The organism is Streptomyces cavernae, assembly GCF_004023625.1.
Lineage (GTDB): Bacteria > Actinomycetota > Actinomycetes > Streptomycetales > Streptomycetaceae > Streptomyces > Streptomyces cavernae.
The window spans coordinates 23,157-38,214 of record NZ_RPDJ01000020.1 but is presented as its reverse complement, the minus strand read 5'-3'; the positions used below and the strand labels follow the sequence as shown (position 1 = coordinate 38,214).

Genomic DNA, 15,058 nt, shown 5'->3' with positions numbered 1-15,058 from the left:
TACGTTCGGCCCGATCCCCATCCTGATCGGGCCCGGGTCCCCGCCTACCGGTCTCCAGATCTCGGTCCTGATCGGGCCCGGGTCCCCGCCTACCGGTCTCCAGATCTCGGTCCTGATCGGGCCCGGGTCCCCGCCTACCGGTCTCCAGATCTCGGTCCTGATCGGGCCCGGGTCCCCGCCCACCGGTCTCCAGATCTCGGTCCCGATCGGGCCGGATCTCCGCCAACCGGCCCGGCAATGCTGTCCACTTCAGGTGTCGCACCCGGACCCGGACAAAGGCCCGGCAGGGCATTGGATCGGCCCAACTCCACCCGAACGTGCGAATCCATGGGTCGCGGGACCGCGGAATCCGGCGTTGCCCTCCCCATGGCACCCTCGTCGCTCTATTCTCCGGAGGCCTGAACCGGGGCCTTGGGGAGGGAGCGCCATGCGGTCGGTGCCGCCTTGGGCGCGTGTCTACGTCGCCTGCGTCGTCGTGGGTGCCCTGCTCTGCTGCGTCCGTCTGCCGGATGTTTACGTCTCCTGGGACGTCGTGGCCCTGCTCGCCGCGCTGTACGCGGGAGGTGAGGGGCTGAGGCGGCGTCGGCCGGCCGGCCGGGATGCGGTCGGCCACCGGGTCACCGGTCACCGGGTGGCGGAAGGGCTCGGCACCTTCTTTCCCGTACTGCTCGCGGGCGCCTTCCTGCTGCCGCCGCCGGCCGCGGCCCTCCTGCCGCTGCCCGGTGCCCTGCTCGCCCGCGTCGAGCGGCGACCGCGCAGGCTGCGCCGGGTGTGGCGGACGGCCCAACTGGCCGTCGGGGTCTGGGCCGCGTCGTCGGCGCACGGCGCGCTGGGCGGGCCCCAGGCGGTGGTCGCGCACGACTTCCCGTACGCGCTGCTGCCCGCCGGTGCCGGAGTGCTGGCGTTCTGCGCGGCGCTGACCGTGCTCGACGGTGGCATCCTCGCCACCGCCGAGCGGGTGCCCGTACGGGTCGCCTGGCGGGGGCTGTTCCTGCGGTCGCTGGCACCGGTCGCGGTGCACGGCCTCGCCGGGCTGATGATGGCGGTGCTGTGGCGCAGCCCGTACGGGCCCGTGGCCGCGTTCCTGGTCCTGCTGCCGATGTACGTCTCCTGCTGGGTGTTCGCGCAGTACCACCGGGAACGGGCCGCCCACCAGGCCACCATCCGGGCGCTGGTGCAGGCCGTCGACATCAAGGACGGCTACACCCGAGGGCACAGCGAGCGGGTGGGACAGGCCTCCGTGATGATCGCGCGGGAACTGGGCATGGACGACGAACAGGTCGAGGTGCTGCGGTTCGCCGGGATCCTGCACGACGTGGGCAAACTCGGCGTCCCCACAAGGCTGTTGCGCAAGGACGGTCCACTGACGCCGCAGGAGCGCCGGATCATCGAACTGCACCCGGAGTACGGCCACGAGATGGTCCGCGGTATCGGCTTCCTCGGCGAGGCGCGCTCGGCGATCCTGCACCACCACGAGCGGCTGGACGGCACCGGCTACCCCTACGGCCTGGCGGGCAGCCAAATCCCCGAGCCGGCACGGGTGGTGGCGGTCGCGGACGCGTTCGACGCGATGACGTCCACGCGTTGCTACAGCCGTGCCCGCCCGGTCGCGACGGCCGTGGAGGAACTGGAACGCTGCGCGGGCGCCCAGTTCGACCCCCGTATGGTGAACGCGCTGATCCGCGCCCTCGACCACCACGGCTGGCACCCCGCGGTCACCGCCGACACCCCCGAGGGTGCGGGAGCCGGGCCGGTGCCCAAGGTCGGGGCGGAGACGGGCGGATGAGCGAGTACGCGGGACACCTGTCTTATGGGACACACGGCGCGTACGGGGTGTGCGGCCGACGGCCGGGGCCGGCGCGGCCCGTCCTCCTCTGTGTGCACGGGGCCGCCGCGGTCCTCGCCTGCGGATCCCTCGGCGTCACGCTCTGGCACGGGATCGACGACCGCGGTACCGCGCTCGCCTTCGGAGTGCTCGTCGCCGTGGGGGAACTGGCCCGGTGGAGCGGCGAACGGGAGGCGGCGCCGCTCGGGGCCGCGGCCGCGCTCGCCTACGCGCTGCTCGGGGAGAGCGCAGGCCGGGCCGCCCAGCACGGCGTCGCCCAGACCGTGGCCGTGGTCACGGCGGCGTCGCTCCTCGGGTCCGTACCGCACATCGCGCTCGGCCACGGCCGGGCCTGCGACCACCTCGCCCGCCGAGTGCTCACCGTCGGCTTCGCCGCGCTGTGCTTCCAACCCCTCCACGACGACGTCCCGTTGGCGGCGACGCGGCCGGGCCCGTACTGCGCGGTGCTGGCGATGGCCCTGCTCGCCGTCACCGTACTGTGCGACGCCGTCCTCGCCGCCGCCCTGGCGCGCGCCCGCACCCGCTGGCCCTTCGGCCCGCTCCTGCGCGACGAACTGCGGGCCACCCGCGGCATCGGCTCCGTCGTCTGCGCGAGCGGCGCCGTGATGTCGCTGGCCGTCGGTGTCGTGGGCCTGTGGGCGCTGCCCGTGTTCTCGTTGCCGCTGCTGCTCACTCAGCTGTCGTTCCGCCGGTACGCGGCCGTGCGCGCCACCTACCGGCAGACCATCGCCTCACTGGCTCGCGCCACCGAGATCGCCGGATGCACACCCGCCGGGCACGCCCACCGGGTGGCCGCGCTCAGCCGGGCCGTCGGCCGTGAGCTGGGGCTGACCGAACCGGAACTCACCGTCCTGGAGTACGCCGCACTGATGCACGACATCGGCCAGCTCTCGCTCCTCGACCCGGTCCCGTCCGGTGCCACCGCCTCGCTGGACGCCGAGCAGCAGCGCCGGATCGCTCTGCTGGGCGGTGCCGTGGTGCGTCAGACCGGGGTGGACGCCGAAGTCGCCGTGGTGGTGGAGCGACAGGCGGACCCGTATCGTGAGCAGCCGGTCAGCGCCCGGATCGTGCGCGTGGTGAACGCCTACGAGGAGATGACCCGGGACGCCGGCCCCGGGGGGCCGCTGGCCGCGCTGGAGAAGCTGCGCCTGGCCACCGCCCGCGACTACCAGCCGGAGGTGGTCGAGTCGCTGGCCAGGGTGCTGGCGCACGGCGGGGCGACGGACGGGTACGGCCCGAACGCCCGGTCTGAGGCCGGTCATGGCTGGGTAACCCATGGGTAATGAGCGCCCCTGAGGCCGTCCGTGGTTGGATGCGAGGGAAGAGCCGAGGTACAGGGTGTACGGGGGCACAGGCCAGCCCGGAGCTGTAGTGGGAACAGGAACTGGCAGGCGGGAATCGTGAGGATCTTCGGCAAGGGACGGCACCGGCCCTCCGCCTCCTGGCGGCGGGCCACAGACCGCGCGTTCACGCTGATCGGCGACGGGCGGTACGAGGACGCGGGCGCCCTGCTGACACGTGCTGCGGACCTGGAGCCGTGGCTTTCGGAGTCCTGGTTCAACCTGGCCCTCCTGCACAAGTTCCGGCACGACTGGGAGCAGGCCAGAGCGGCGGGCCTCAGGGCCGTGGCGCTGCTCGACCGCGAGGCCGGGGCTCCCGACTGGTGGAACGTCGGCATCGCGGCCACGGCGCTGCAGGACTGGCCGCTGGCGCGGCGGGCCTGGCAGGCGTACGGCCTCAGGGTGCCGGGTGGTTCGACCGCGTCCGGCGAGCCCATGGGCATGGACCTGGGCAGTGCGGCCGTACGGCTGTCGCCGGAGGGCGAGGCCGAGGTCGTCTGGGGGCGCAGACTGGATCCGGCGCGTATGGAGGTGCTTTCGATCCCGCTGCCCTCCTCCGGTCGGCGCTGGGGGGAGGTCGTCCTGCACGACGGGGTGCCGCACGGCGAGCGGACCACCTCCGCCGGGCACTCGTACCCGGTCTTCGACGAGATCGAGCTGTGGGCGCCCTCGCCGGTGCCCACCTGGGTGGTGCTGCTGGAGGCGGCCACCGAGGCGGACCGGGACGCCCTGGAGCAGCTCGCCGCCGACGCCGGCTTCGCCGCCGAGGACTGGTCGTCCTCGGTGCGGCTGCTGTGCCGGATGTGCTCGGAGTCACGGATGCCGAGCGACGAGGGCGACGGCGAGCACCTCGACCCGCACGACCACAGCGAGCCCGGCCACCCGGGACCGCTCGGCCACCGCACCGACGGGCAGCTGTGGGTGCCCGAACGTGAGTGCGGGGTCGCGGCGCCCGCCTCGTTGGTCAGGGGCCTGCTGGACGGCTGGGTCGCGGACAGCCCGGACTCCCGGGACTGGCGGGACCTCGAAGAGGTCTGTTAGGGGTCCTTTCACTATGAGCGTCCGATCAGGTCGCGTGGTCTGGTGCCGTGCATCGCAAGGCGCCGGAAGGTCCTCGTAGCGGAGCTACCAGGACCTTTTGGCAACGCGGCGATGGGGGTGCCCCCTGCTCGAGCGCAGCCGAGAGCTTGGGGGAGCGGTGCCAGACCACGCGACCCGGGCGGGCATAGTGAAAGGACCCCTTAGCGAAGAGGTCTGCCGACCGGTCGCCGTAGGCTGTATTCCGCATCACCCATGTGGCACCACTCCCGGCACCACCCCGTTGGTACCACTGGTTGTCGCACCACTGTTTTCGCACCACTCTCTGGTATTCGCAGGAAGGCGTACGTCGGTCATGGCGCAGCAGGACACCGAGCAGCAGCACTCCGGGGTGCTCCCCGTGGACGACGAGGGCTTCGTCATCGACACCGAGGACTGCGACGAGCGCGAGGCGGCCCACCGCGAGCGAGGCACCTCACGGCCCATCACAGTCGTCGGCCATCCGGTACTGCACAAGGAGTGCAAGGACGTCACCGAGTTCGACGACGAGCTGGCGAAGCTGGTCGACGACATGTTCGCCAGCCAGCGCACCGCAGAGGGCGTGGGCCTGGCCGCCAACCAGATCGGTGTCGACCTGAAGGTCTTCGTCTACGACTGCCCGGACGACGACGGCGTACGGCACGTCGGCGTGGTCTGCAACCCGAAGCTCGTCGACCTGCCCGCCGAGAAGCGCAGGCTGGACGACAGCAACGAGGGCTGCCTGTCCGTCCCCACGGCCTACGCGCCGCTCGCCCGCCCCGACTACGCGGAGGTCACCGGGCAGGACGAGAAGGGCAACCCCATCAAGGTGCGCGGCACCGGCTACTTCGCGCGCTGCCTGCAGCACGAGACGGACCATCTGTACGGCTACCTCTACATCGACCGCCTCTCCAAGCGCGAACGCAAGGACGCGCTGCGGCAGATGGCCGAGAACGAGCCGCGCTACCCGATCGTCGCCAACGACTGAACCGCTCGCCGCGGACGACCGAACCGCTGCCCCGCCGGTGTCTGAATTCCGCGCCGCGGCGGCCGAAGTGCTGCCCCGTCGGTGTCTGAATTCGGCGCTGCGGATGGCCGGACCGATGCCCCGTCGGTGTCTGATCTCCGCGCCGCGGGTGGCCGGACGGCTGGCCGTCGGTGTCTGATCTCCGCGCCGCGGACGGCCGGACGGCTGGCCGTCGGTGTCTGATCTCCGCGCTGCGGGTGGCCGGACCGCTGGCCGCCGGTGTCTGAATTCCGCGCCGCGGCGGCCGAAGTGCTGCCCCGTCGGTGTCTGATCTCCGCGCCGCGGATGGCCGGACCGCTGCCCCGTCGGTGTCTGAATTCCGCGCTGCGGATGGCTGAACCGCGTTGTCCGCCGACGACTGAATCGCGCTCCCCGCCGACGACTGAGCCGGTTTCGCGAGCGGTCATGCGACGGCGGGCAACGGCGGACCTGGGTGGTGAAAGAGGCAAACCCGTTCCCCTGAGGGCCGATTGCCGTGCTGAATGGACGGCACGCTTCTGCCGAAGGGGGTTGGTCCGTGTCCGGCCGATCAGCGATACCCGTACGCGGTGCCGAGCCGTCGAAGCCACGCACCCCACCCCGTGTCGCGGGCGGAGTGCCGGGCCTCGGGCACGGCTGGCAGCTCGCCCGCGATCCGCTGGCCTTCGTCGCCGGGCTCCGCGACCACGGTGATCTGGTCCGGATCACCCTCGGCCCCAAGACGGTCTACGCGGTCTGCGCCCCCGACCTGGTAGCCGCCATGCTCCGCAGCCCGCACTACGAGGTCGACGGCCCGATGTGGGAGGTCTTCGCCGCCCTCCTCGGCCAGGGCGTCGCGACCAGCAACGGATCCCGGCACCGGCGCCAGCGACGCACGGTCCAGCCCGCGTTCCGGCCGGAGCGCATGCCCGAGTACCTCGGCGTGATGCAGGAGGAGGCCCGCGCCCTCGCGGACCGCTGGCAGCCCGGCCAACTGGTCGACATCGTCACGGAGTCGTTCCGGATCGCCGTGCGGATCACCACACGCTGTCTGCTGCGGGTCGCGTCGATCGACGAGATCGCCGAGCGGGTCAACGCCTCACTGAACGTGGTGTTCATGGGGCTGTACCGGCGCATGGTGCTCTCGGCCGGCCCGCTGCACCGGCTGCCGCTCCCGGCCAACCGCCGCTTCGAGCGTGCCCTGGCCGATCTGCACCGACTGGCGGACGAGATCATCGCCGAGCGGCGGACCGCCGCCGACTGGCCGGACGACCTGCTCACCGCGTTCCTGAAGGACCGGGACGAGGACGGCTCACCGATCCGCGAACAGGAGGTGCACGACCAGGTCGTGTCGATGCTCGTGGCCGGGGTCGAGGCCGAGGGCACCCAGCTGATGTGGACCCTGCGCACGCTCGCCGAACGCCCCGATCTGGCGGCGCGGGTGAGAGCCGAGGCCGGGCCGGTCGTGGCGGACGGGCGGACCCTCACGGTCGCGGACCTGAGGGGTCTGACACACACGAACAACGTTGTCACCGAGACGATGCGGCTGCGTCCCGGCGCCTGGATCCTGATGCGCCGGGCCACCGTCGGCACCGAGCTGGGGGGTTACCGCATTCCGGCCGGCGCCGACCTGGTGTTCAGCCCGTACGCCATCCAGCGCGACCCGCGTTCGTTCGAGCGGCCCCTCGCGTTCGATCCCGACCGGTGGTTGCCGGAGCGCTCCGGTGCGATACCGGCGGGCGCGATGCTGCCGTTCAGCGCGGGCAACCGTAAGTGCCCGGGCAACCACTTCGCGGTGGCCGAACTCGCCACCGTGGCAGCCAACTTGATCTCCCGGTGGCGCTTGGAGCCCCTGCCGGGAGCCGATGACTCCCGGCGGATCGGGTTCACGCTGGTGCCGAAGCACCGGCTGCTTCGGGTGGTACCGCACTGACCGCGCGGGCCGCTTTAGGGGTCCTTGCACTATGCCCGCCCGGGTCGCGCGGCCTGGCACCGCACCTCGCCGCGTTGCCGGAGAGCCCAGGTAGCTCCGCTACCTGGGCTCTCCGGCGCCTTGCGATGCACGGCACCAGACCACGCGACCTCATCGGACGCTCATAGTGCAAGGACCCCTTAGGCCGCCACTTCCGGGCCCCGGAACGTGCGGCGATAGGCGTTCGGCGTTGTTCCCAGCGAGCGGACGAACTGGTGCCTGAGCGCTGCCGCGTTGCCGAACCCGGTGCGGCCCGCGATCGCGTCCACCGTCTCGTCCGTCGACTCCAGCAACCGCTGGGCCAGCAGCACCCGTTGACGCAGCAGCCAGCGATACGGAGTGGTGCCGGTCTCCTGCTGGAAGCGGCGGGCGTAGGTACGCGGGGACATATGGGCGCGGGCCGCGAGCTGGTCGACGGTCACCTCCCGGTCGAGGTGACGTTCCATCCATGCCAGCGTCTCACCCACCGTGTCGCAGTGGGAACGCGGCAGCGGCCGCTCGATGTACTGGGCCTGCCCGCCGTCCCGGTGCGGCGGCACCACCATCCGGCGGGCGATGGCGTTGGCGACCTCGGAGCCCTGTTCCTTGCGCACGATGTGCAGACACGCGTCGATCCCGGCGGCGGTGCCGGCCGAGGTGATCACCGGGTCCTCGTCCACGTACAGCACGTCCGGCTCGACGACTGCCCGGGGATGGCGCCGGGCCAGCTCCTCCGCGTGCCGCCAGTGGACGGTGCAGCGCCGGCCGTCGAGCAGCCCCGCCGCGCCGAGCACGAAGACCCCGGAGCAGACGCTGAGCACCCGGGCGCCCCGGTCGACGGCCCGGCGCAGGGCGTCGAGCAGCTCCGGGGGGTAGCTCCGCTCCAGGTACGACTGCCCGGCGGGCACCGTGATGAGGTCGGCCGACTCCAGCCGCTCCAGACCGTGTTCCGTGTGCACGGAGAAGCCGGCGTGGGTGGTGAGCCTCGGGCCCTCCGCCGAGGCGACCGCGAAGTCGTACACCGGCAGACCCTCGTCGCTGCGGTCGAGGCCGAAGACCTCGCAGACGACGCCCAGTTCGAAAGGGTGCACGCCGTCGAGGAGGACGGCGACGACGTTCTGCAACATGACGCCAGTGTGCCCGACCGGTGGCAGGAAATCGAGGGTGTGCGGCAGTACTGCCACTGATGGTAAGGAGTAATCAGCGGGACAGTGGTGTCCATGAACACAGCAACGGAGAACCTCATCGGAACACTGGCCGTCCTCGTGCTCTTCGCGGTCCTGGCCCTCCCCTCACTGATCGGTCTGGCGCACGAACGGCGCATCGACCGTCAGATCAGGGAGGCCCGGGATGCGGAATCGGGTCAGAAGTCCTCGTCGAAGCCGACCGAACCCTCCACCGCCACCTGGTACGCCGAAGGCCGCCGCTCGAAGAAGTTGGTCAGCTCCTGAACCCCCTGCAACTCCATGAAGGAGAAGGGATTCTCGGAGCCGTACACCGGAGCGAAACCGAGGCGGACCAGCCGCTGGTCGGCCACGCACTCCAGGTACTGCCGCATCGAGTCGGTGTTCATCCCCGGGAGGCCGTCACCGCACAGGTCGCGCGCGAACTGCAGCTCGGCCTCGACGGCCTCCCGCAGCATGTCCGTCACCCGCCGCTCGAGCTCGTCGTCGAAGAGGCCGGGCTCCTCCTTGCGGACGGTGTCGACCACGTCGAAGGCGAAGCTCATGTGCATCGTCTCGTCGCGGAACACCCAGTTGGTGCCGGTGGCCAGCCCGTGCAGCAGACCCCGGCTGCGGAACCAGTACACGTAGGCGAAGGCACCGTAGAAGAACAGGCCCTCGATGCAGGCGGCGAAGCAGATCAGGTTGAGCAGGAAGCGACGGCGGTCCGCCTCGGTCTCCAGCCGGTCCAGCTTCTCCACCGAGTCCATCCACTTGAAGCAGAACGCGGCCTTCTCGCGGATGGAGGGGATGTTCTCGACGGCGGCGAACGCGGCGGTGCGGTCCTCCGGATCGGGCAGATAGGTGTCCAGCAGGGTCAGATAGAACTGGACGTGGACGGCCTCCTCGAAGAGCTGCCTCGACAAATAGAGCCGCGCCTCGGGGGAGTTGATGTGCTTGTACAGCGTCAGCACCAGGTTGTTCGCCACGATCGAGTCGCCCGTCGCGAAGAACGCCACCAGCCGGCCGATCAGATGCTGCTCGGCGGGGGTGAGCCTGGCGAGGTCGGCGACGTCCGAGTGGAGGTCGACCTCCTCCACGGTCCAGGTGTTCTTGATGGCGTCCCGGTAGCGCTCGTAGAAGTCGGGGTAGCGCATGGGGCGCAGAGTCAGCTCGAAGCCGGGATCGAGGAGATTGGCGTTACGGGTCATGACTGTCGGCGCGGAGCGCCGTCCTCCTGGGGTGGTGGTCGGGTGGCGGTCGAGAATTACTGGCAGGCTTCGCAGGACTCGGGGTTCTCCAGGGAGCAGGCGACCGCTTCGGGGTCGGCCACCTGCACGGGGACAGTGGCCTGCGCCGCGCGGGCGATCCTCGTCGCCGGACGCGAGCGCAGGTAGTACGTCGTCTTCAGACCCGACTTCCACGCGTACGCGTACATTGAGGAGAGCTTGCCGATCGTCGGTGTCTCCATGAACAGGTTCAGGGACTGCGACTGGTCCAGGAACGGCGTACGGGCGGCGGCCATGTCGATCAGGCCGCGCTGCGGGATCTCCCACGCCGTGCGGTAGAGCCCGCGGACGTCCTCGGGGATCCAGCCGAAGTCCTGCACCGAGCCGCCCGAGTCGCGCAGCGCCTCCCGGGTGCGCCCGTCCCAGACGCCGAGGGCCTTGAGGTCCTCCACCAGATAGGTGTTCACCTGCAAGAACTCGCCGGACAGGGTCTCGCGCTTGAAGAGGTTGGAGACCTGCGGCTCGATGCATTCGTAGGCGCCCGCGATCGAGGCGATGGTGGCGGTGGGCGCGATGGCGAGCAGCAGCGCGTTGCGCAGACCGGTGGCGGCGATGCGCTCGCGGAGCGCCGACCAGCGCTCGGGCCAGGTGAGCTCGGTGTCGAAGTGGTCGGGGTGGAGCACGCCCCGGGCGGTCCTCGTCCGGGACCAGGCCGGCAGTGGGCCGCTGCGTTCGGCGAGGTCGGCGGAGGCCTCGTAGGCGGCGAGCATGATGCGCTCGGCGATCCGGGTGGACAGCCGTTTGGCCTCTGGTGAGTCGAAGGGCAGACGGAGCTTGAAGAAGACGTCCTGCAGACCCATCACACCGAGGCCGACCGGGCGCCACTTCGCGTTCGACCGGCCCGCCTGCTCGGTCGGGTAGAAGTTGATGTCCACGACCCGGTCGAGGAAGGTGACGGCGGTGCGGACGGTGGCGTCCAGACGCCCCCAGTCGAGCTCGCTAGTCGATGTATCGACAAAGCTACCCAAGTTGACGGAGCCCAGATTGCACACGGCCGTCTCCCCGTCGTCCGTGACCTCCAGGATCTCCGTGCACAGATTCGACGAGTGGACGACGTGGCCCGGCTCCGCCGTCTGGTTGGCGGTGCGGTTGGCGGCGTCCTTGAAGGTCATCCAGCCGTTTCCGGTCTGCGCGAGGGTGCGCATCATCCGGCCGTACAGGTCCCGGGCGGGCACGGTCTTCCTGGCCAGCCCGCGTGCCTCGGCCGCGCGGTAGGTCGCGTCGAACTCCTCGCCCCACAGGTCGACCAGCTCGGGCACATCGGCGGGGGAGAACAGGGACCACTGCCCGTCGGCGTCCACCCGGCGCATGAACTCGTCGGGGATCCAGTGCGCGAGGTTGAGGTTGTGGGTGCGGCGGGCGTCCTCGCCGGTGTTGTCGCGCAGCTCCAGGAACTCCTCGATGTCGGAGTGCCAGGTCTCCAGGTAGACGGCGGCCGCACCCTTGCGCCGGCCGCCCTGGTTCACGGCGGCGACCGAGGCGTCCAGCGTCTTCAGGAACGGGACGATGCCGTTGGAGTGCCCGTTGGTGCCGCGGATCAGCGAACCGCGGGACCGGACGCGGGAGTACGCGATGCCGATGCCGCCCGCGTGCTTCGAGAGCCGGGCCACCTGGTGGTAGCGGTCGTAGATGGAGTCCAGTTCGTCCTTCGGGGAGTCGAGGAGGTAGCAGGACGACATCTGCGGGTGCCGCGTACCGGAGTTGAAGAGCGTGGGGGAGGACGGGAGGTAGTCGAGACGGCTCATCAGGCCGTACAGGGCGGCCACTTCGTCCACCGCGCGAATGGTGTCGTCCTCGGCCAGCCCGGAGGCCACCCGGAGCATGAAGTGCTGTGGTGTCTCGATGACCTTGCGGGTGATCGGGTGGCGCAGGAGATAGCGGCTGTGGAGGGTGCGCAGGCCGAAGTAGCCGAAACGGTCGTCGGCGGCGGGGTCGACGAGCGCGTCCAGGCGGGGGCCGTGCCGGCGGACGAACTCGGCGGTGCGGTCCGCGATGAGGCCCTCGCGGTGGCCGGTGGTGATGGACTCGGTGAAGGCCGTGACGCCCTGCGAGGCGGCTTCGGCGGCGATGCCGATGGTCAGCAGACGGGCCGCGAGCTTCGAGTAGGCGGGGTCCTCGGAGATGAGGCCTGCGGCGGCCTCGGTGGCCAGTTCGCGCAGCTCGGTCTCGTCCGCGGCGGCGGACCGGCCGCGCAGCGCGGCGGCGGCGACGCGGCCGGGGTCGGCGTCCGGAAGGTCGGCGGTCAGCTCGGTAAGGGTCCGCAGCAGCGCGGTACCGGGTCCGTCGTTCGCCGTTTCGGCCGTAACCGTTTCGGTCGCGTCGGTCGCTGTGGCCGGATCGGCTGGCGCGATGGTCACGTGGGGCTCTCCCTCGCTCGGCACGAGGGCCTTGCGGAGGGCAGGGGGCAGCACACGAGCGCACGCGGCGTCGCGTCCACCGGCCCATTCCGCGAGGCCCGGACGTCATGTCACCCGGGCCGGAACGGACCGGGCGCACTGTCGGCAGGTCCTCGGACTGACGCTCGTACGCATCCGCTTCTGGGGACGGACGTGCACAAGTACACCGTTGCGGGACAGTTCCGGATTCGCACCGGATTCCCCTGCGGCGACAGCGAGCATGAGCATACATCTTGTGCCGGGGCGCCGTGCCACCCCCACATCTTGTGCTGTGTCGGACTTCTGGGGGTGTCAGAGCGTCAGTTCGTAGGTGAGGAGAGTGATGTCGAGGACGTCCGGCAGCGGGTTCCAGTCACGATCCGGGGTGCGGGTGAAACCGAGGCGTTCGTAGATGCGGTGGGCGGTGTGCATCGTGGGCTGGGTGGAGAGGACGACGCGTAGGCAGCCCTCGGTGTTCCGGGCCCGCTCGACGCAGGCGCGCACGAGTGCTTCTCCGATGCCCCGGCCGCGTGCCTCGGAGGCGACGGCGAGCATCCGGATCTCGGCCTCGCCGAGATCGGCGATGTCGGCCATCGGGCCACCGGACGGTACGAAGGTCACGCCGCCCAGGACGTGGTCGTGCTCCACGGCCACCAGCACCTCGGCGGCCCCGGCCCGCTTGGCGACGTCGCGGAGTTCGCCGAGGTAGGCGTCGCTCTCGCCGAAGTCGAGGAGGCCGTCCCGGAGATAGGCCTGGGCGGTGATCTCGCCCAGGAGGTCGTACTCGTCGGGGGACGCGGGCCTGATGAGGATGTCCATGACGGCAGTGTGCCTCTCGGGGCGCGGCCGGCGGGTGGCTGTTTTCGCCCTCGCCGCACCCGCCGCCCCTGCCCGGCCGCGCTGCCCCCGGATCCTGGTCCCCGAGACCGCCGGAGGGGCTGGAACCACGCCGGGCCGGGCGGAGGGTTTCCGCCCGTCCGGCGTTTCTTGCGGGATTCCGGCCCGTCCGGCGTTTCTTGCGGGATTCCGGCCCGTCCGGCGCCCCTTGCGGGATTCCAGCGCGTCCGGCGCCTCTTGTGAGGGTTCCCAGCCCGCCCGGCGTTCTCCAGGACGAGGCCGAAGGACGAGACGGGGTTTCCGGGGCGTGGCCCCGGAAGGCGCTAGTGGCCCGCCCCCGCCCCCGCCGTCGCCGGAGGCAGTTCCACCTGGACCCCGGGGTCACCCGCGTCCGCGGTGTAGTCCTCCGGGCTCGTCTCGTCCACGCCGTCGGGGGCCTTCGCCGCGCGCAGGGTGAGCGTGAGGACCACCGTGACCACGAGGTTGAGGACGAAGGCGGTGAGACCGATGTAGCCGATCTCCCCGATGCCGGGGATCTCCTTCGACGAGCCCCCGAAGTGCTTCTGCGTGGGCGAGGCCACGCCGTACGCCGCCACCGTCCCGTACAGCATGCCGACCGCCCAGCCGGCGAGCAGGGCCCAGCGGTGGAACCAGCGGGTGAACAGCCCGCCCACCAGGGCCGGGAAGGTCTGGAGGATCCAGATGCCGCCCAGCAGCTGGAAGTTGATGGCCACCGTCTTGTCCATGGTGAGGACGAAGGCGAGTGCGCCCACCTTCACCAGCAGCGAGACCAGCTTGGAGACCTTCGTCTCCTGCTCGGGGGTGGCGTCCGGCTTGATGAAGTCCTTGTAGATGTTGCGGGTGAAGAGATTCGCCGCCGCGATGGACATGATGGCGGCGGGGACCAGTGCGCCGATGCCGATCGCCGCGAAGGCGACCCCCGCGAACCAGTCCGGGAACATCGTCTCGAAGAGCTGGGGGATCGCCAACTGGCCGTTGGTGACCTTGATTCCGGCCGCGATCGCCATGAAGCCGAGCAGGGCGAGCAGACCGAGCATCAGGGAGTAGAGCGGGAGGATCGTGGTGTTGCGGCGGATCACGTCACGGCTGCGTGAGGACAGCGTCGCCGTGATCGAGTGCGGGTACATGAAGAGCGCGAGCGCGGAGCCCAACGCCAGTGTGGCGTAGGTCCACTGGCCCGCCTCGGGGGGCACCAGACCGCCCGCACCCGCCGCGGTGAACTTCTCGTCCGCCTTGGCGAAGATCTCGTCGAATCCGCCCAGCTTGATCGGGATGTAGATGATCGCCACCGCGATGACGATGTAGATCAGTGTGTCCTTGACGAACGCGATCAGTGCGGGGGCCCGCAGGCCCGACGAGTAGGTGTACGCGGCCAGCACACCGAAGGCGATCAGCAGGGGGAGATCCTTGATGAACCAGTTGGTGTTCTCGCCGCCGCCCACGCCCATGACGTCCAGCACCGCCTGGATGCCCACGAGCTGGAGCGCGATGTACGGCATCGTGGCCAGGATGCCGGTCAGCGCGACGGCGAGGGACAGCCCCTTCGAGCCGAACCGTCCCCGGACGAAGTCCGAGGTGGTGACGTATCCGTGCCGGTGCGACACCGACCAGAGGCGGGGGAGGAACGTGAAGATCAGGGGGTAGACCAGGATCGTGTACGGGACCGCGAAGAAGCCCGCCGCGCCGGCCGCGTAGATCGCCGCGGGGACGGCCACGAAGGTGTACGCCGTGTAGAGGTCGCCGCCCAGCAGGAACCAGGTGACCCAGGTGCCGAAGGAGCGGCCGCCCAGGCCCCATTCGTCCAGGCTGTGCTCGTTCTCGGCCCGGCGCCAGCGCGAGGCCAGGAAGCCCATGACCGTGACGGCCAGGAAGAAGACGATGAAGACGGCGAGCGCGACGCCGTTGACGCCGTCCTTCATGCCGACGCACCCCCGTCCTGGGACGGGTGGGACCGGCGTGCCCGCTGGTCGCGCTGCCACAGCTTGAACGCGACCATGGTCAGTGCCGTGGAGAGCAGCACCCACATCATCTGGTACCAGTAGAAGAACGGGATCCCGGCGAAGACGGGGTCCGTCTTCGCGTAGGAGCCGACCCATAACAACGCCACGAACGGCGCGACGAGACAGAGGGCGATGACCACGCGGACCGGCGTGACCACCGGTGCTTTCACTTCAGTTCGCTCCGGCATACGGCGG

12 protein-coding genes and 1 riboswitch are annotated in these 15,058 nt (G+C 70.6%); of the genes, 6 read left to right on the top strand and 6 right to left on the bottom strand.

Annotated features, from left to right (window positions below; translation table 11 throughout):
* Positions 1-427 precede the first annotated feature (427 nt).
* The 5 genes from EF387_RS28705 (at position 428) to EF387_RS28685 (ending at position 7,160) form a co-directional block, all read left to right on the top strand.
* Entirely contained in the window at positions 428-1,786 is a 1,359-nt protein-coding gene (locus EF387_RS28705; protein WP_128379530.1) for an HD-GYP domain-containing protein, read from the top strand.
* A complete protein-coding gene (locus tag EF387_RS28700) occupies positions 1,783-3,129 on the top strand; it encodes an HD-GYP domain-containing protein (protein WP_238431756.1) in 1,347 nt (448 codons plus the stop codon). The genes EF387_RS28705 and EF387_RS28700 overlap by 4 nt, the downstream gene beginning before the upstream one ends.
* Positions 3,130-3,246: 117 nt before the next feature.
* A complete protein-coding gene (locus tag EF387_RS28695) occupies positions 3,247-4,227 on the top strand; it encodes a tetratricopeptide repeat protein (protein ID WP_128379529.1) in 981 nt (326 codons plus the stop codon).
* Between the two features lie 352 nt (positions 4,228-4,579).
* Positions 4,580-5,230, top strand: coding sequence for a peptide deformylase (gene def, locus EF387_RS28690; protein ID WP_128379528.1), 651 nt, complete (start codon positions 4,580-4,582; stop codon positions 5,228-5,230).
* Between the two features lie 556 nt (positions 5,231-5,786).
* The gene (locus EF387_RS28685; RefSeq protein ID WP_238431755.1) at positions 5,787-7,160 is read left to right on the top strand and encodes a bifunctional albaflavenone monooxygenase/terpene synthase; all 1,374 of its coding nucleotides are present in this window, start codon (positions 5,787-5,789) and stop codon (positions 7,158-7,160) included.
* 179 nt (positions 7,161-7,339) lie between these two features.
* On the opposite strand, the gene EF387_RS28680 is transcribed toward EF387_RS28685, so the two are convergent.
* Positions 7,340-8,305: a GlxA family transcriptional regulator gene (locus tag EF387_RS28680; protein WP_128379527.1), complete on the bottom strand. Its 966-nt coding sequence runs from the start codon at positions 8,303-8,305 to the stop codon at positions 7,340-7,342.
* 93 nt (positions 8,306-8,398) lie between these two features.
* Here EF387_RS28680 and EF387_RS28675 point away from each other — a divergent pair, with 93 nt between their 5' ends.
* Positions 8,399-8,629 (top strand): hypothetical protein, encoded by a 231-nt coding sequence (locus EF387_RS28675; protein ID WP_128379526.1) that lies wholly within the window; start codon positions 8,399-8,401, stop codon positions 8,627-8,629.
* Here EF387_RS28675 and EF387_RS28670 read toward each other — a convergent pair.
* The 5 genes from EF387_RS28670 to EF387_RS28650 all read right to left on the bottom strand — a co-directional run bounded on the left by EF387_RS28670 (position 8,542) and on the right by EF387_RS28650 (position 15,051).
* Complete coding sequence (locus EF387_RS28670) at positions 8,542-9,552, bottom strand: ribonucleotide-diphosphate reductase subunit beta (RefSeq protein WP_128379525.1); 1,011 nt, start codon at positions 9,550-9,552, stop codon at positions 8,542-8,544. The two genes, EF387_RS28675 and EF387_RS28670, sit on opposite strands and share 88 nt — an antisense overlap.
* Positions 9,553-9,608: 56 nt before the next feature.
* Positions 9,609-11,987, bottom strand: a complete 2,379-nt coding sequence (locus tag EF387_RS28665; protein WP_128379524.1) for a ribonucleoside-diphosphate reductase subunit alpha — start codon at positions 11,985-11,987, stop codon at positions 9,609-9,611.
* Between the two features lie 126 nt (positions 11,988-12,113).
* Positions 12,114-12,254, bottom strand: a riboswitch (cobalamin riboswitch).
* Between the two features lie 63 nt (positions 12,255-12,317).
* Positions 12,318-12,824, bottom strand: a complete 507-nt coding sequence (locus EF387_RS28660; protein WP_128379523.1) for a GNAT family N-acetyltransferase — start codon at positions 12,822-12,824, stop codon at positions 12,318-12,320.
* Positions 12,825-13,165: 341 nt separating this feature from the next.
* A complete protein-coding gene (gene mctP / locus EF387_RS28655; RefSeq protein WP_128379522.1) occupies positions 13,166-14,782 on the bottom strand; it encodes a monocarboxylate uptake permease MctP in 1,617 nt (538 codons plus the stop codon).
* Positions 14,779-15,051 carry a DUF3311 domain-containing protein gene (locus EF387_RS28650; RefSeq protein WP_128379521.1) on the bottom strand — a complete coding sequence of 91 codons (273 nt, stop codon included), beginning with the start codon at positions 15,049-15,051 and terminating at the stop codon, positions 14,779-14,781. The genes mctP and EF387_RS28650 overlap by 4 nt, the downstream gene beginning before the upstream one ends.
* Positions 15,052-15,058: the final 7 nt, after the last annotated feature.